General features: G+C 68.6%; 18 protein-coding genes and 1 pseudogene. 5 read left to right on the forward strand and 14 right to left on the reverse strand.

The features are described from left to right. The first annotated feature begins 18 nt into the window (after positions 1 to 18). Complete coding sequence (locus ACFY16_RS04250; RefSeq protein ID WP_390645526.1) at positions 19 to 522, forward strand: hypothetical protein; 504 nt, start codon at positions 19 to 21, stop codon at positions 520 to 522. A 238-nt stretch (positions 523 to 760) separates the two neighbouring features. Here the strand turns inward: ACFY16_RS04250 and ACFY16_RS04255 are convergent, their stop codons facing one another. The 3 genes from ACFY16_RS04255 to ACFY16_RS04265 all read right to left on the reverse strand — a co-directional run bounded on the left by ACFY16_RS04255 (position 761) and on the right by ACFY16_RS04265 (position 2,702). Next, the gene (locus ACFY16_RS04255; protein WP_390645527.1) at positions 761 to 1,036 is read right to left on the reverse strand and encodes a hypothetical protein; all 276 of its coding nucleotides are present in this window, start codon (positions 1,034 to 1,036) and stop codon (positions 761 to 763) included. A gap of 687 nt (positions 1,037 to 1,723) precedes the next feature. Next, complete coding sequence (locus tag ACFY16_RS04260) at positions 1,724 to 2,161, reverse strand: DUF6228 family protein (protein ID WP_390645528.1); 438 nt, start codon at positions 2,159 to 2,161, stop codon at positions 1,724 to 1,726. Between the two features lie 259 nt (positions 2,162 to 2,420). Next, positions 2,421 to 2,702 (reverse strand): hypothetical protein, encoded by a 282-nt coding sequence (locus tag ACFY16_RS04265; protein WP_390645529.1) that lies wholly within the window; start codon positions 2,700 to 2,702, stop codon positions 2,421 to 2,423. A 233-nt stretch (positions 2,703 to 2,935) separates the two neighbouring features. On the opposite strand from ACFY16_RS04265, the gene ACFY16_RS04270 reads away from it, so the two are divergent. Next, on the forward strand, positions 2,936 to 3,250 hold the full coding sequence (locus ACFY16_RS04270; RefSeq protein ID WP_390645530.1) for a hypothetical protein: 315 nt from the start codon (positions 2,936 to 2,938) through the stop codon (positions 3,248 to 3,250). A gap of 1,085 nt (positions 3,251 to 4,335) precedes the next feature. Then, positions 4,336 to 4,514, forward strand: a pseudogene (locus ACFY16_RS04275) (GntR family transcriptional regulator); the annotation flags it as partial. On the opposite strand, the gene ACFY16_RS04280 reads toward ACFY16_RS04275, so the two are convergent. The 3 genes from ACFY16_RS04280 to ACFY16_RS04290 form a co-directional block, all read right to left on the reverse strand. Beyond that, positions 4,497 to 4,631 (reverse strand): hypothetical protein, encoded by a 135-nt coding sequence (locus ACFY16_RS04280; protein ID WP_390646116.1) that lies wholly within the window; start codon positions 4,629 to 4,631, stop codon positions 4,497 to 4,499. The pseudogene ACFY16_RS04275 and the gene ACFY16_RS04280 overlap by 18 nt on opposite strands. Positions 4,632 to 5,016: 385 nt before the next feature. Beyond that, on the reverse strand, positions 5,017 to 6,006 hold the full coding sequence (gene dapD / locus ACFY16_RS04285) for a 2,3,4,5-tetrahydropyridine-2,6-dicarboxylate N-succinyltransferase (protein WP_390645531.1): 990 nt from the start codon (positions 6,004 to 6,006) through the stop codon (positions 5,017 to 5,019). A gap of 152 nt (positions 6,007 to 6,158) precedes the next feature. Then, entirely contained in the window at positions 6,159 to 7,370 is a 1,212-nt protein-coding gene (locus ACFY16_RS04290; RefSeq protein WP_390645532.1) for an MFS transporter, read from the reverse strand. 119 nt (positions 7,371 to 7,489) lie between these two features. On the opposite strand from ACFY16_RS04290, the gene ACFY16_RS04295 reads away from it, so the two are divergent. Then, positions 7,490 to 8,386, forward strand: a complete 897-nt coding sequence (locus ACFY16_RS04295) for a winged helix-turn-helix transcriptional regulator (protein WP_390645533.1) — start codon at positions 7,490 to 7,492, stop codon at positions 8,384 to 8,386. On the opposite strand, the gene ACFY16_RS04300 is transcribed toward ACFY16_RS04295, so the two are convergent. Continuing rightward, positions 8,352 to 8,972, reverse strand: a complete 621-nt coding sequence (locus tag ACFY16_RS04300) for a TetR/AcrR family transcriptional regulator (RefSeq protein WP_390645534.1) — start codon at positions 8,970 to 8,972, stop codon at positions 8,352 to 8,354. The two genes, ACFY16_RS04295 and ACFY16_RS04300, sit on opposite strands and share 35 nt — an antisense overlap. Continuing rightward, positions 8,972 to 9,292, reverse strand: coding sequence for a DMT family transporter (locus ACFY16_RS04305; protein WP_390645535.1), 321 nt, complete (start codon positions 9,290 to 9,292; stop codon positions 8,972 to 8,974). The genes ACFY16_RS04300 and ACFY16_RS04305 overlap by 1 nt, the downstream gene beginning before the upstream one ends. A 209-nt stretch (positions 9,293 to 9,501) precedes the next feature. On the opposite strand from ACFY16_RS04305, the gene ACFY16_RS04310 reads away from it, so the two are divergent. Then, the gene (locus ACFY16_RS04310) at positions 9,502 to 10,344 is read left to right on the forward strand and encodes an AbfB domain-containing protein (RefSeq protein WP_390645536.1); all 843 of its coding nucleotides are present in this window, start codon (positions 9,502 to 9,504) and stop codon (positions 10,342 to 10,344) included. 89 nt (positions 10,345 to 10,433) lie between these two features. On the opposite strand, the gene ACFY16_RS04315 is transcribed toward ACFY16_RS04310, so the two are convergent. The 6 genes from ACFY16_RS04315 to sufD are packed head-to-tail and all read right to left on the reverse strand — an operon-like array spanning position 10,434 to position 14,776. Beyond that, positions 10,434 to 10,766 carry a metal-sulfur cluster assembly factor gene (locus ACFY16_RS04315; protein WP_094214784.1) on the reverse strand — a complete coding sequence of 111 codons (333 nt, stop codon included), beginning with the start codon at positions 10,764 to 10,766 and terminating at the stop codon, positions 10,434 to 10,436. Further along, on the reverse strand, positions 10,763 to 11,230 hold the full coding sequence (gene sufU / locus ACFY16_RS04320; RefSeq protein ID WP_390645537.1) for a Fe-S cluster assembly sulfur transfer protein SufU: 468 nt from the start codon (positions 11,228 to 11,230) through the stop codon (positions 10,763 to 10,765). The genes ACFY16_RS04315 and sufU overlap by 4 nt, the downstream gene beginning before the upstream one ends. A gap of 16 nt (positions 11,231 to 11,246) precedes the next feature. After that, a complete protein-coding gene (locus tag ACFY16_RS04325; RefSeq protein WP_390645538.1) occupies positions 11,247 to 12,503 on the reverse strand; it encodes a cysteine desulfurase in 1,257 nt (418 codons plus the stop codon). After that, the gene (gene sufC / locus ACFY16_RS04330; protein ID WP_390645539.1) at positions 12,500 to 13,264 is read right to left on the reverse strand and encodes a Fe-S cluster assembly ATPase SufC; all 765 of its coding nucleotides are present in this window, start codon (positions 13,262 to 13,264) and stop codon (positions 12,500 to 12,502) included. The genes ACFY16_RS04325 and sufC overlap by 4 nt, the downstream gene beginning before the upstream one ends. 7 nt (positions 13,265 to 13,271) lie before the next feature. After that, the gene (locus ACFY16_RS04335) at positions 13,272 to 13,595 is read right to left on the reverse strand and encodes a non-heme iron oxygenase ferredoxin subunit (protein ID WP_390645540.1); all 324 of its coding nucleotides are present in this window, start codon (positions 13,593 to 13,595) and stop codon (positions 13,272 to 13,274) included. Continuing rightward, positions 13,595 to 14,776: a Fe-S cluster assembly protein SufD gene (gene sufD / locus ACFY16_RS04340; protein ID WP_390645541.1), complete on the reverse strand. Its 1,182-nt coding sequence runs from the start codon at positions 14,774 to 14,776 to the stop codon at positions 13,595 to 13,597. The genes ACFY16_RS04335 and sufD overlap by 1 nt, the downstream gene beginning before the upstream one ends. Positions 14,777 to 14,806 lie beyond the last annotated feature (30 nt).

Raw genomic sequence — 14,806 nt, forward strand, 5'->3', positions numbered from 1 at the left:
TTGCCGTACGGTGGCCGGATGAGCCGCCCCCTGCTCTTCCTCGACGTCGACGGCCCCCTCAATCCGTACGCCGCGCAGCCGGAGCAGCGGCCCGAGGGCTATACGACGATCAGGGTCGCCCTGCACCCGGGCAGGCCACTGCGGGTCTGGCTGAACCCCGACCACGGGCCTGCGCTTCTCGGCCTGCCGTTCGAGCTGTGCTGGGCCACGACGTGGATGGACGCGGCGAACCGCTGGATCGCACCGGTCGTGGGGCTGCCCGCACTGCCGTATGTCGACTTCGGCACCCATCTGTTCGCCCAGCGGTCCGACGGCGTGCACTGGAAAACCGAGGCGATCGTGGCATACGCCGAGGGCCGGCCCTTCGCCTGGGTGGACGACGAGCAGAGCCCCGCCGACGACGCGTATGTGGCCGCCCGCCATCCCGGCCCCGCGCTGCTGCACCACGTCAGTCCGCGGCTCGGGCTGCGGGAGGACGACTTCGCGGCGCTGGCGGAGTTCGCGGAGGGACTGCCGGGGTGACGAAAGCGCCCTCCCGCCCCCAGGGCGGAAGGGCGCTCAGGCGCGCTTGCGACAGCGGCGAGCGGCCCGAGATCCCGCAGGTCACCGACTCGCCAGCTCAGCCCGGATCCGCATACGCGATCTTCCGAACTGGCGATGTACAGCAGCAAGGTGCAGCAACGCAACCACCGCGCCCGCAGCCCACCGCTACCAGCCTCGGCAGGCCGACGACGCCCCCGCAGACCACAACGGTTTCGGCCTATATCGCCCAGGTATCAAAAATGCCCGACTCCTTCCCGATGAAGAGCGCTACCGAAGCAGGAACCAGCAAGCAAACACCGATGCCGCCAAGCACATATGGCGCCACTGGCGTCGCTTTCGGGAAGTGGCCATCGGGTCGACGCATTCGCGCAACAGCGAAGCGCCGGACAAACAGAGCGGCACTCAACATGAGCAGGAACGCGCCGACAATCTGCAGCGCCATCAAGCCGCATTCAATAAGGAAGAGGAGCAAGTACGAGAGCAGCACCCCCACGACTACCCTCACTTACTCAGATTTCGGCATTACTCAGATTCCGGTCGGCTTTCATTGCCGTCGGCTGCAACCACGCGCAAGGCGGACAATAGGATCATGGCCTGGACTGCGTCAATCCGTACAGCTGAACGCGTGCCCGATGCGTGCCCGACCGGTTGGTAAGTCGCGGCCATCTACGGGCTCCCCCGCCCTGGACCAGCATCCGCGACATGCACCACCACGGCAGGTCAAGGGCACGACCGATCCATTCTCAGCTACGGATCAGAAGGCTTCTGACATCCACAGCTGACATCAACGACACCGGACGAAGGTGTACAGGGGCGGTGCCGGCTATCTGCCGATCCTCAAGGGTGATCCGCCGATGGCCGAGGTCATCTGCGATGAAGAGCTGGGAGAGCTTGTAGTCGCGAGGATGCTTGCCGCAGGGGTGGCAGTCGTAGCCGATCCGAGCGAGTGTCAAGTCACCGGCTGATGTCTGACATCAACGAATGACACCAACAGCGGCGAACCAGGACGGACCGGAGCGGTCCCCAGCAGTCATCACACCCCAGCCGAGCCAGGGCACCTCAACGTCCAGGCGGACCGTGATCGACCTGATAAGGATGAGGCCACAGATTCAAGCCGGTAGCCGTTGCGGGTGCTCGTCGCACTTCAAGGACGGTGTGCACCGACTTGGGATTCTTTCGGCTACTTAGCGATGCGCGCAATGAACGTGTGGATGTCGGCGGCGAGGGTGCGCATGTCCTCGCCTGCCGCGTGAGCCGTGGTGGTCTCGAAGTGCCATTCCTCGGAGGGCGCCCGATCGTGGATGCCCCAGGTCAGTTGGACGTGGCTACCACGGTGCTCCGCTGAGAGGGTCAGGTCGTAGCAGAGGGAGTGCCAGGTACGTGCGCCTGCCCACCCCCGGAAGCCTTCGGCAAGCGAGGCGAGGAAGGTGTCGAGGCCGTCGCCGTCCCAGGTCTGCACCGAGGTCTCAACACTTCCCCAGGGCCCGCAGGCCCTGATGAGGAAGTCGAGCGTTGGTTCATCTTCGAACGGGCGTGTCGGCTCCGACAGCAGTACGTGGACGGGACCGGGGTCCCCCACCTGGACGGCTGGGCGTCCGGAGTCGTCGTAGTCGATCACGCGAACAGGTTAGAAGACCGGGCTGGCGGACAGTCACCGCTCTCGGACGGAGCAGCATCGGGAGCGGCCTTCTTCAGACGCGATCGTCCACCATGGCTGTGGATCTCGCACACAATCTGGTTCCTGACGGCCTTTGGGATTCGGCTGTACAGCAGCGAAGTACAGCAACCGCAACGACCAGTCCCCCGCTTTGGCAGCCGCACCAGACCGATGCACGTCCGATACGACCGTCGATGACCGATCTACATAGAGCTACGGATCAGATGTTGTCCCTGACCCGTAGCTCTTCCTTCCGCCGACGGGCGTAGCCCTCCAAGTCCTGCTTGATGGTCATGACGTCCTCAACACGGATGCGGATGGGCCCGCAGTGCAGGGCATCGCAGGAGCGGGGAGAGCTGCCGTCGATGAGGGAGACGCCGCTGAGTACGATCCCCGCCACCTCATCAACCGCAGTGCATAGCACCGGATGGAACGAGCAGTCTTCGTAGATGTCGCCCACCTGGATGCCGTTCGGGTTACCGGGGTCTGGTGTCTCGCTCATGGGAGCACCGTCTCAGTTTCCGTCTCATTCAGCGACAGTCAGGAGCGTTCGGGAGGGGCCGGAAGCGAGAAGCCAACCCCCGATCATCCGCACGCGAACGCAAGTGCACCAGCCCGAATAGGACTCTGGACAGGACCAACAGACTTGGAAAGCGTGTTGGTCTCGCGCGACCGGGCGGTGAGGCGTTGCGACCTCCTGTCGACAACGCTCGCCGCCCTGACCATGATTGGCCAATGCCCGAGTTCAGTTGGCCGGACCGCTCCCTGATACCGGCCTCGGATGCCATAGACCAGAGCTGGCCAGCAACAGTCTCCGCACTACCCCTTGGATCTCACGTCAGCGGACGGGTCATCGGCCGACAGCCGTTCGGTGTCTTCCTCCTCCTCGATGGCATGCCGAATGCAGTCGGCCTTGCCGAGATCACCGCCATGCCTCACCGCATGGAACTGCCTGCCTTGGGCGCCACCGTCGCCGGCGAGGTGATCTGGCACGCGGACCACGACCGTCAGGTGAAGATCCGCCTCGATGAATGGCACGTGCGCGGCTGATCACCCCCTGGTCGCCGCAGCGCTGCACCACTACCGCACCAGAACGAGCGAGGAGCAGCGGGGAACCACGGTGAAAGCGGCCGACCCCAGGAGGAGCACGGGCCGAACGTCCGCCCAGGTCCGCACCCCAACCGCCCTCAAATGCCCGCAGCGTCCCAAGCTGATGTCTCGATGTCCCGGAGGGCTGGTTGACCGGCTGCGGTAGCAACGGGTGGGGCACAGGCGGACCAGAAGCCGCACCACAACCGCACCAGATCGGGCGGGGAACAGCACGGAATCACGGTGAAGGGAGCCATCACCCAAGACACTTCAGGTGGAGGGGTAGCGCGGCCGGACACCGAACTGCAACGGGCGACTAGCCTGCGGAACAGAGGCCGTCGTTCGGGCAGAACACAACCCCCGTGTAGTTGTAGCCAGCCCGTATGGTCACGGGATTTGGGTCGGGGGGGATGTTGACGTATGAACCCGCGTCAGCTGTAGCGCTGAAGTGGACCGTCGTCCCGATTGTGAAGCTCGCAGTGCAGGTGCCGGTCGGGTTAGGTGCCGGGTCACCGCCGTACGGATCCCATGCCAAAGTGTGGCAGTTTATCCCGGTGGGGCTGCTGGTGATGGTTCCGCCACCCCAGCCGTCACTGACGTACGCGTGAAGTTGCGCGGTGGACTGAGCTTGAGCCGGGGCGACGAAGCCGATCGCGGCGGCCGTGGCGAGTGCGGTGATGACTCCCGTCGCACGCCAGGCGCGGTTTCGGTACTTACTCATGGGCGGCCCCTCTGATCGAACCGACCCCCTGCGACTAGGCTATTCGCCCCCTCGGGGACCCACAAACCGGGCAGGTTTGCCGTCACCGCCGGCGGCGGTTGCTTTCGACGGCCGCAGACACTGTGTCTACGGAGACGGGGTTGTCCGGAGATTCCTTCGATACGCCTTCGCCGACGCGCCCCTGTCGAGCCGCGCTGATGTGAGTCATGCGGGTAACCGAGTCGTGCCCTACGACACCACCGCATAGTCGGTGAGTGTCTTACTGCGTGACAACGCCCGCGCACAGCGGCGGACACCCACGGACGCTCATGGACGGTCGCCACAGGTGAGAAGCGCCCTGGCCCAAGGTGGAGCACCTGCCCAAGTTGCTTCGGGACGAAGCGGTTTGAAGGCCGTCGGCAGACAGGGCTACTGGGAGAGCCGGACCGACGCCAAGGTGCGGCTCCGACGGAGATCGCGGCGCGTCTCGGTATCGCCGAGGGCGAGCTATGCGTCCGAACGGCACGCGTGCTGCCATGCGGAATCGGGGCCGGCGAGGGTGGGGTTCTGCCATCGCAGCGGCAGCAGGCCGTACCAGAGCCAGTACCAGAGCAGCAGAAATACGGGGACAAAGAGTGCCATGGTGGGGCGTATCCCTCCAGAAAGAGCGTTGTAACGCACAAGGTGGGGGGCTGGAAGTATGCCCCCCTGGACAAAGCCCTGCCAGGGCTTGTCGAATGCGAGTCGAAGGTCAGTCGACCAGGCGCCGGGCTCGGCAAGAGAAGCAGGTCAACAAGGGGTGTACTACTCGTGCCGCCAGGCGCCTTCTAAGCGCCTGGCCAGCCGCCCGGAAGCGAAACGCCCGCAAGGGAAGCAGGATCTCTCCCTCAACGCGCGAGCGCCCTCCCGGGCCGTCCTGGGGCCGTGGAAGGGCGCTCGATGGTGACCGACGTCGACAACCGCCGACAGCTAAGCAGCAGGTCAAAGCGTGATCGGTGGGGCGGCCGCAGGTCACCGCCGCCAGTGATCAGTTGTGGCTGTGCAGGACCTCGTTCAGACCGCCCCACTCCGCGTTGTTCGGGCGGCCCTCGACCGCGCCGGTGACCGAGTTGCGGCGGAAGAGGATGTTGGAGGCGCCGGACAGCTCGCGGGCCTTGACGATCGTGCCGTCGGGCAGGGTGACGCGGGTGCCGGCGGTGAGGTACAGGCCCGCCTCGACCACGCAGTCGTCGCCGAGGGCGATGCCGACGCCGGCCTCCGCGCCGACCAGGGAGCGCTCACCGATGGCGACGCGCTGCTTGCCGCCGCCGGAGAGGGTGCCCATGGTGGAGGCGCCGCCGCCGATGTCCGAGCCGTCACCGACGACGACGCCCTGGGAGATGCGGCCCTCGACCATGGAGGTGCCCAGGGTGCCGGCGTTGAAGTTCACGAAGCCCTCGTGCATGACGGTGGTGCCGGCCGCGAGATGGGCGCCGAGGCGGACTCGGTCGGCGTCGGCGATCCGGACACCGGCCGGGGCCACGTAGTCCGTCATCCGCGGGAACTTGTCCACACCGAAGACGCTGAGGTGCAGGCCACGCGCGCGGGCGGCGAGCCGCACGGTCTCCAGGGTGTCCACGGCGACCGGGCCGACGGAGGTCCAGGCGACGTTGGCGAGGAAGCCGAAGATGCCGTCCAGGTTCTGCTCGTTCGGCTTGACCATACGGTGCGAGAGCAGGTGCAGACGCAGATAGACGTCGTGCGTGTCGAGCGGCTTGTCGTCCAGCGAGGAGATGACCGTACGGACCGCGACGATCTCCACGTCCCGCACCTCGTCCTTGCCGAGGGCGGCGACGCCGTGCTCACCGAGCAGCTCGCGGGTGCGCTCGGCGTCGAGCCGCTCGGTGCCGGCGGGACCCGGATCGGCGGACAGCTCGGGCGCGGGGAACCAGGTGTCGAGAACGGTGCCGTCGGCGGCGACGGTGGCAAGCCCGGCGGCCACGGCGCCGGTGGTACGAGGAGCAGTCGTGTCGGTCATGAGGGAAACCTAACCGGCCAGGGGCCACGGAGGCCAACCAACCGGGGGCCGTCTCAGGTGGCGGGCGGGGGCGTCCCGAGGAACCGTCGCGGCGGTGCGTGCCGGGGACGGGGGCGGTCCGGGCTGCGGGCAACCCATGCCCCGCGCCCCTGTCACACACGTTGCTCCGCAGCCCGCACCACCACCGCCTCCCCCACCCCACGCCGCAGCCGACCCGCCCCCAGCACCGCGCCCCCGGCAACCAGACCCAGCCCCGCGCACAGCGGCCACAGCGCCCCCGGTGCCGCCTCGTACAGAGTGCCCCCGAGCGGTGCCGCCAGGACCACTCCACTGATGGACACCCCGGCGTACAGCGACTGGAAACGGCCCTGGACATGCTCCGGAGCCTGGTCGGCGACGTAGGCGGTGGCGGTGGTCTTGTAGAGGAGTTCGCCGAGCGTGAGGAGGGTCATCATCACGACGGCCGTGCCGAGGCCGGCCCCGGCCGGCAGCACCGCGTAGCCCGCGCCGACCAGCAGCAGCCCGCCGCCCACGATGTGCAGCGGCGACCGGCGGCGCAGCGCGAGCGCCACGGGCAGTTCGAGGCACAGCAGGACCCCGCCGTTGATCGCCAGCAGGAACCCGTACACGCGGGCGTCGAGGCCGTGGTCGGCGAGGTAGACGGGGAAGGTCGAGTACTGCTGCCGGTAAACGACGTCGACGACGAGGATCGCCGGCAGCACCACCAGTACCGCCGGCCGGGCCCACAACGCCGACCACACCCCGCCCTCCCCGTGGTCCGGCCCCGCCGCCCGTTTCACCGCCCCGCGGGCCGGGACCACCCGGGCCGTCCAGCAGGCGAGCCCGACACTGCCGAGCCCTTCGGCGACGTAGAGCCAGTCGTAGGAAAACCGGGTGGCGACCAGTGCGCCCAGCACGGGCCCGACGGTGAAGCCCCCGTTGGACGCGGCCCGTACCACCGCGAACGCCTGCCGCCGCGTCCCCTCGGGCACGATCACCGCGACGAGCGCGGAGTTGGCGGCGCGCTGCACTCCGGACGCGTACTGGGCGACCGGGAGTGCCAGGTACAGGGCAGGGGTCGGCAGCACGGGTACCGCGGCCAGCAGCACCCCCGAGCCCACCGCGGCCGCGAGCAGCACACGCCGGTGCCCGAACCGGTCCCCGAACCAGCCGCCGGTGAAGTTGCCGGCAACCAGGCCGACGCCCCCGGCGCCGCTGAGCAGGCCCGCCTCGCCGGCGCCCAGCCCGCGCGGGCCGGTCAGATAGAGGAAGAGGTAGGCGAAGCCGACGCTGACGACCATGTTGGCGAACGTGCCGCCGGCCAGCAGCCACACCGTGCGCGGAATGTCCCGCAGCCCTCGCATCCGTCCCCGTCCTCCCCGAGCCGACCCACCACCCAGTCAGTTCCTTTTGGGAACTTACTGTGCCAGCATGGCAGCCTCGGGTCAACGACGCCGACCGGGCGCACGAAGGGACGGGAGCCATGGCCCGCAGAACGAGCCTGGAGGACGCCACCTGCGCCATCGCCCAGGCCCTGGACGTCGTCGGCGACTGGTGGACCCTGCTGATCGTGCGCGACACCGCGCGCGGAGTGCACCGCTTCGACGACCTGCAGCGCGAACTCGGGCTGTCCCGCAAGGTGTTGACCGAGCGGCTGCGCCTCCTGGTCGAGGCGGACGTACTGACCCGGGTGCCGTACCAGGACCGTCCCGTACGCCACGAGTACCGCCTCACCCCGCGCGGCCACGCCCTGCTGCCCGTCCTCGTCGCCCTCCAGGACTGGGGGGACGCCTGGGTCCTGGGCGACGGGACGACGACGGCCACGGCGGCGGAGGCGTCACGGGAGGCCCAGCGGGTCCACGAACTGCTCGGCACCCGGATTCCCGAGCTCCGGCTTCTCGACCATCAGGGCGAGCCGCGCGACCCGGTCGCCGCGGACGCCCCGTACACCGTCCTGTACTGCTTCCCCGGCGCCTACGCCCGCCCCGACGCCTACCCGCCGGGCTGGACCGACATCCCCGGCACCCCCGGCTGCACCCTCGAGTCCTGCACCTATCGCGACCGGCTCGACGAGTTCACCGCGGCCGGCGCCACCGTGCACGGCGTCTCCACCCAACGCCCCGACGAGCAGCGGGCGTTCGCGGACAAGGAGCGGCTGCGTTTCCCGCTGTTGTCCGACGCAGAGCTGTCCCTGATCACCGCGTTGCGCCTGCCGACCTTCCGCGCGGCGGGCACGAGCCGTCTGAAGCGGCTCACCCTGGTCGTCGACCGGGACCGGGTCGTCCGGGACGTGCAGTACCCGGTCGCGGATGTCGTGGGGAGCGTGGCGGCGGCGCTGGCGACGGTCAGGCGTCTGGGCGCGCCGCCCCCGGGGGAGTGACGTCCGGGCGCGCCGACTCCGGGAGATTGACGTCCGGGCGCGCCGCCCCCGAGGGAATGACCCGCCCCAGCGCTTCTCTGGCGTACTCCTCGTCGTACGGCGAGTCGGTCAGCAGCACCTGAAGGCAGATCCCGTCCATCAGCGCGACCAGGGCCCGCGCCGTCACGGCGTCCGTGCGGGACGCGAGCAGTGCGGCAAGGCCGTCGGCCCACTCGGCGGCGACCGGCCGCAGAGCGGGGCGGCGCAGGGCGGCCAGGTAGAGCTCGTACTCCAGCTCGACGCCGGTACGGTCCCCGGCCAGCCACTCGCCCAGCAGCGCGGCCAGCTCGGCGGCCAGGTCGGCACGCGGATCGGCCAGGTCGCCGTGCGTGGCAACCACCTTGGCGAAGCCCTCGTTCGCCTGCCGCAGCGCGGCGACCATCAGCTCGTCGAGGGTCTTGAAGTGGTACGTCGTCGAGCCGAGCGGGACGTCCGCCTCGGCCGCGGCCGAACGGTGACTCAGCCCGGCCAGGCCCTTCTCCCCCACCACCCGGATCGCCGCGTCGATGATCCGTTGCCGTCGCTCGGGGTCGTAGCGGCGGGGCATCAGCGCGCGCCTCCGAGGTTGAGCACCATCACTCCGCCGACGATCAGGACGATGCCGGCGACCTTGGCGAGGGTCAACGCCTCGCCGAACAGCACGAGTCCGATGACGGCGATCGTCGCGGTGCCCGCCCCGGCCCAGATCGCGTACGCCGTACCGACCGAGACGGTCTTCAGTGTCTGCGCGAGCAGCGCGAAGGCGACGACGTAGCCGAGGGCCGTCAGCAGCGAGGGCCACAGCCTGCTGAAGCCGCCGCTGTACTTCATGGCGGTCGTCGCGGCCACCTCGGCCGCTATGGCGCCGGCGAGCGTCAGGTATCCCATGTGTACGAGCGTACATAACAGCAGGGCGCAGGCGGGCCGCGCACAGTTCGTGGAACCGGGTCTCCACCCGCAAGTCACTGCTCTCCCATGGAAACCGCTCACCGAAACAGGTGTCCGGAGCCCCGCACCTCCACTACTCTTTCACCACTCACACCCCCCACCATCACGGCCGCAGCCGTCACCCTGGTGCGTCGCCGGAGGAACCGCGCATGCCAGAAGACAAGCCCCAGCCCCCTCAGCAGCAACCGTGGGAGAACGGCTGGGCCCCGGACACCACCCGGGCTCCGGGAACGCGCCGCCTGTGGCTGGCCGGCGTTCTCGCGATATCGACCATCGCAGCCTGCGTCACCGCGATAACCGTCACCAGGAAGGGATCTGACGAGGCGTCACCCTGGACCCGGAGCACCTCGCCGGGGCCCGAGGCGACGCTGCCCGGCCTCATCTCCTTCGCCACGCCGTCCACGCCCGGCGCCAGGACACCCGGCAGGTCGGGCGACCCGTCGCCGACGGCGACAACCACGACACCCACGCCCAGTGCCACGTCCGGCGACGCGAGCGCCACGGCCTCCGCCGAGCCGACCAAGTCCGCGGGCTCCGGCGGCGGTTCGCCGTCCACGCCCAAGCCGTCGACGGCCTGGACATCCGTCCGTTCCGTCAACTACCCCGACCGCTACTGGCACGTGAGCGGTGGCCTGGTGAAGCTCGACACCGTCACCTCGGCCTCGGCCCGCCGGGACGCCACCTTCACACGGGTCAAGGGCCTGGCCGACGCCTCCTGCTACTCCTTCACCACGGCCGACGGCACCTATCTCCGCCACCGCGAATTCGTCCTCCGCGCCGAGAGCAACGACGACTCGACCCTCTTCGAACAGGACGCCACCTTCTGTCCCCGCCCGTCCGCTTCCGCCTCCGGCGCGGTCCTGCTGGAGTCGGTCAACTACCCCGGCCGCTTTCTGCGCCACAAGAACTTCCAGCTCCGCCTGGACCCGTACCAGAACACCGACCTGTACCGCGCCGACTCGACGTTCCGACTGGTGGACGGCCTGAGCTGAGGCCGGGAACGACAGTGGCCCCCGGCTGTCGCCGGGGGCCACTGCATGTCCGTCACATGTCCGCGGGCACGGACTCGGACGGCACGAACTCAGACGTTGAAGCCCAGTGCCCGAAGCTGCTCGCGCCCATCGTCCGTGATCTTGTCGGGGCCCCACGGCGGCATCCACACCCAGTTGATGCGGAGTTCGCTCACGAGGCCGTCCGTGGCCGACTTGGCCTGGTCCTCGATCACGTCCGTCAGCGGGCAGGCCGCCGAGGTCAGCGTCATGTCGATCGTCGCGATGTTCGCGTCGTCGATGTGGATGCCGTAGATCAGGCCGAGGTTGACGACGTCGATACCCAGTTCGGGGTCGACGACGTCGTACAGCGCCTCGCGGAGTTCCTCCTCGGAGGCGGGCTTCATCTCAACGGTCTCGCTCATGCCGTCTTCCTTTCGGCGTCGGCTCCGCCCAGGGCCTGGGCCGTCGCGTCCTTCCACGCCATCCAGCTGAGGAGAGCGCACTTCACCCGGGCCGGGTACTTGGAGACACCGGCGAACGCGACCGCGTCCTCCAGCACCTCCTCCATCGCGTCGTCCGGCTCGATCCGGCCCTTGGACTGCATCAGCTCCAGGAAGGTCTCCTGGATCTTCTGCGCCTCGGCCAGCTCCTTGCCGACGAGGAGGTCGTTCAGCACGGAGGCCGAGGCCTGGCTGATGGAGCAGCCCTGGCCCTCGTACGAGACGTCCTCGATCGTCGAGCCGTCGTACTTCACGCGCAGCGTGATCTCGTCACCGCACGTCGGGTTCACATGGTGCACCTCGGCGTCGCCATCCCGGAGACCGCGCCCGTGCGGGTGCTTGTAGTGGTCCAGGATGACTTCCTGGTACATGGAGTCCAGCTTCACCTTTGCAGCACGCCCCTCAGCCGAAGAAGTTCCGTACGTGCTCCAGGCCGTCGACCAGAGCATCGATCTCGGCCGGCGTGGAGTACAGGTAGAACGACGCTCGTGTGGTCGCAGGAATTCCGTAACGCAGGCACACGGGGCGGGCGCAGTGGTGCCCCACCCGGACCGCGATGCCCTGCTCGTCGAGGACCTGGCCCACGTCGTGCGGGTGGATGTCGCCGAGCGTGAAGGAGATCGCCGCGCCCCGCTCCTCGGCCGTCGTCGGGCCGATGATCCGCAGGTCGGGGACCTCGGTCAGCCGCTTCACCGCGTACTCGGTGAGCGCGTGCTCATGGGCGAGGATCTTGTCCATGCCGATCGCGGACAGGTAGTCGATCGCCGCGCCCAGACCGACCGCCTGCGCGATCGGCGGGGTGCCCGCCTCGAACTTGTGCGGAGCGGGAGCGTACGTCGACGAGTGCATCGACACCGTCTCGATCATCTCGCCGCCACCGAGGAAGGGCGGCAGGTCCTCCAGGAGCTCCTGGCGGCCCCAGAGGACGCCGATACCCGTCGGGCCACACATCTTGTGGCCGGTGAAGGCCACGAAGTCGGCCTGGAGGGCCTGTACGTCCAGCGGCATGTGCGGCGCGGCCTGCGAGGCGTCGATGCAGACCAGCGCACCGACCTCCTGCGCGCGGCGCACTATCGCCTCGACCGGGTTGACCGTGCCCAGGATGTTCGACACCAGCACGAAGGAGACGATCTTCGTCTTCTCCGTGATGATCTCGTCGATGTTGGACAGGTCGAGGCGGCCGTCGTCGGTGAGGCCGAACCACTTCAGCTTCGCGCCCGTGCGCTGCGCCAGCAGCTGCCACGGCACGATGTTGGAGTGGTGCTCCATCTCCGTGATGACGATCTCGGTGTCATGGTCCACGCGGTAGGGCTCGTCGGCCCAGCCCAGCATGTTCGCCACGAGGTTGAGCGACTCGGAGGCGTTCTTGGTGAAGATCACCTCGTCGCGGCTCGGCGCGTTGATGAACGCGGCGACCTTGTCGCGCGCGCCCTCGTACAGCGCCGTGGCCTCCTCGGCGAGCACATGCACACCGCGGTGGACGTTGGCGTTGTAGCGCTCGTAGTACTCGTTCAGGGCGTCGAGTACCTGGCGCGGCTTCTGCGAGGTCGCGGCGTTGTCCAGGTACACGAGCTTCCGGCCGTCGTGGACCTGGCGGTCCAGGATGGGGAAGTCCTTGCGGATCGCCTCTGTGTCGAGGAGGCCCGGCAGCTGTGTCACGCGGATGCGCCACCCTTCGTGTACGCCTCGTAGCCCTCGTCCTCCAGCTTGTCGGCGAGTTCGGCGCCGCCGGACTCGACAATGCGACCTGCGGAGAAGACGTGGACGTAGTCGGGCTTGATGTAGCGCAGGATGCGCGTGTAGTGCGTGATCAGCAGGGTGCCGACCTCGCCGGTCTCGCGGACGCGGTTGACGCCCTCGGAGACGATGCGCAGGGCATCGACGTCCAGGCCGGAGTCGGTCTCGTCGAGGATCGCGACCTTCGGCTTGAGCAGCTCCAGCTGGAGGATCTCGTGGCGCTTCTTCTCGCCGCCGGAGAAGCCCTCGTTGACGTTGCGCTCGGCGAAGGACGGGTCCATGTTGAGGCGCTCCATGGCCTCCTTGACCTCCTTCACCCAGGTGCGCAGCTTGGGGGCCTCGCCGCGGATCGCCGTGGCGGAGGTGCGCAGGAAGTTGGAGACCGAGACGCCGGGGACCTCGACCGGGTACTGCATCGCCAGGAACAGGCCCGCGCGGGCGCGCTCGTCGACGGACATCGCCAGGACGTCCTCGCCGTCGAGGGTGACGGTGCCGCCGGTGATCGTGTACTTCGGGTGACCCGCGAGCGAGTAGGCGAGGGTCGACTTGCCGGAGCCGTTGGGGCCCATGATGGCGTGCGTCTCGCCCTGCTTCACGGTGAGGTCGACGCCCTTGAGGATCTCCTTCGTGGCGTTGTCGGCCTCGACGGTGACGTGCAGGTCTCGGATTTCAAGCGTTGCCATGGGTGCCTCAGGACTCCTGGGTGAGGGAGACGAGCACGTCGTCCCCTTCGATCTTTACGGGGTATACGGGGACGGGGCGCGTCGCGGGAAGGCCGGACGGCTTGCCGGTGCGGAGGTCGAAGCTGGAGCCGTGCAGCCAGCACTCGATCTGGCAGTCCTCCACCTCGCCCTCGGAGAGCGAGACGTTCGCGTGCGAGCAGATGTCGTGGATCGCGAACACCTCCCCTTCGGTCTTCACGACCGAGACCGGCGTGCCGTCGAGTTCCACCCGCTTCGGGGTGTCCTCCTCCAGCTCGCTCAGCCCACAGGCGCGTACGAAGGTGGTCGTCATCAGACCGACGCCTCCAGCTCCTCGTCGATCTTCACGAGGAGCCGCTCTTCGATGTCGTCGACGCCGATCTGCTGGACCAGCTCGGCGAAGAAGCCGCGGACCACCAGACGACGGGCCTCCTCGGCGGGGATGCCACGGGCCATCAGGTAGAAGAGCTGCTCGTCGTCGAAGCGGCCGGTCGCACTCGCGTGCCCCGCGCCGACGATCTCGCCGGTCTCGATCTCCAGGTTCGGCACGGAGTCGACGCGGGCGCCGTCGGTCAGAACCAGGTTGCGGTTCATCTCGTACGTGTCCGTGCCCTCGGCCTTGGCCTCGATGAGGACGTCGCCGATCCACACCGCGTGGGCGTTGTCGCCCTGGAGCGCGCCCTTGTAGGCGACGTTCGACTTGCAGTGCGGGGTGTTGTGGTCGACGAGGAGACGGTGCTCCTGGTGCTGACCGGCGTCCGTGAAGTACAGACCGAAGAGCTCGGCCTCGCCACCGGTGCCGGCGTACTGGACACGCGGGTGGAGGCGTACGAGGTCGCCACCGAAGGTGACCACGAACGACTTGAAGGTCGCGTCGCGGCCGATCAGCGCGTTGTGCTGGCCGACGTGCACGGCCTTGTCGTCCCAGTCCTGGACCGAGACGACGGTCAGCTTGGCGCCGTCGCCCAGGACGAAGTCGACGTTGGCGGCGAGCACCGCGTCACCGGTGTGGTCGATGACGACGACGGCCTCGGCGAAGGCTCCCAGCTCGACGACCTGATGGCCGTAGGCGACGCCGCCCTCGCCGTGCACGGCGATACGGATCGGCTCGGTGAGCACCGCCTCCTTGGGGACGGTGACGACACCGGCCTTCTCGAACGCCGAGAATGCCTGCGCGGCGACGCGGTCCACCGGGGTGCCGGCCTTGCCGATCCGGGCGTCGTCACGGCCGACGGTCTCGACCGTGACGCCCTCGGGGGCCTGGACGTCGACCTTCACGCCGTCGCCGGTGGCGACCGCGGTGCCGTCGTGCAGCCCGCGCAGGCGCTCCAGCGGGGTGAACCGCCACTCCTCCTCACGGCCGTGGGGGACCGGGAAGTCCGCCACGTCGAAGGAGGGGGGCGCGCTCATGCGCGTGGCGACGGTCGACTCGGCGGCCACCGCGATCTGGCCGGCGGTGGTGGATCCCACCGGGAAGTTCTGAGCCTCAGCCATGGCTGTCGGTCTGCTCGCTTTCTTACGTGA

The organism is Streptomyces sp. NPDC001315, assembly GCF_042896175.1.
Classification (GTDB): domain Bacteria; phylum Actinomycetota; class Actinomycetes; order Streptomycetales; family Streptomycetaceae; genus Streptomyces.

Excerpts from the sequence above, each read along its gene's own strand:
- ACFY16_RS04295 (WP_390645533.1), top strand. The coding sequence starts at position 7,490 with ATGGCCCGCAGAACGAGCCTGGAGGACGCCACCTGCGCCATCGCCCAG.
- sufD (WP_390645541.1), bottom strand. The coding sequence starts at position 14,776 with ATGGCTGAGGCTCAGAACTTCCCGGTGGGATCCACCACCGCCGGCCAG.
- ACFY16_RS04290 (WP_390645532.1), bottom strand. The coding sequence starts at position 7,370 with ATGCGAGGGCTGCGGGACATTCCGCGCACGGTGTGGCTGCTGGCCGGC.
- ACFY16_RS04300 (WP_390645534.1), bottom strand. The coding sequence starts at position 8,972 with ATGCCCCGCCGCTACGACCCCGAGCGACGGCAACGGATCATCGACGCG.
- ACFY16_RS04305 (WP_390645535.1), bottom strand. The coding sequence starts at position 9,292 with ATGGGATACCTGACGCTCGCCGGCGCCATAGCGGCCGAGGTGGCCGCG.
- ACFY16_RS04265 (WP_390645529.1), bottom strand. The coding sequence starts at position 2,702 with ATGAGCGAGACACCAGACCCCGGTAACCCGAACGGCATCCAGGTGGGC.
- sufC (WP_390645539.1), bottom strand. The coding sequence starts at position 13,264 with ATGGCAACGCTTGAAATCCGAGACCTGCACGTCACCGTCGAGGCCGAC.
- ACFY16_RS04280 (WP_390646116.1), bottom strand. The coding sequence starts at position 4,631 with ATGGCACTCTTTGTCCCCGTATTTCTGCTGCTCTGGTACTGGCTCTGG.
- ACFY16_RS04310 (WP_390645536.1), top strand. The coding sequence starts at position 9,502 with ATGCCAGAAGACAAGCCCCAGCCCCCTCAGCAGCAACCGTGGGAGAAC.
- dapD (WP_390645531.1), bottom strand. The coding sequence starts at position 6,006 with ATGACCGACACGACTGCTCCTCGTACCACCGGCGCCGTGGCCGCCGGG.
- ACFY16_RS04335 (WP_390645540.1), bottom strand. The coding sequence starts at position 13,595 with ATGACGACCACCTTCGTACGCGCCTGTGGGCTGAGCGAGCTGGAGGAG.
- ACFY16_RS04250 (WP_390645526.1), top strand. The coding sequence starts at position 19 with ATGAGCCGCCCCCTGCTCTTCCTCGACGTCGACGGCCCCCTCAATCCG.
- ACFY16_RS04270 (WP_390645530.1), top strand. The coding sequence starts at position 2,936 with ATGCCCGAGTTCAGTTGGCCGGACCGCTCCCTGATACCGGCCTCGGAT.
- ACFY16_RS04315 (WP_094214784.1), bottom strand. The coding sequence starts at position 10,766 with ATGAGCGAGACCGTTGAGATGAAGCCCGCCTCCGAGGAGGAACTCCGC.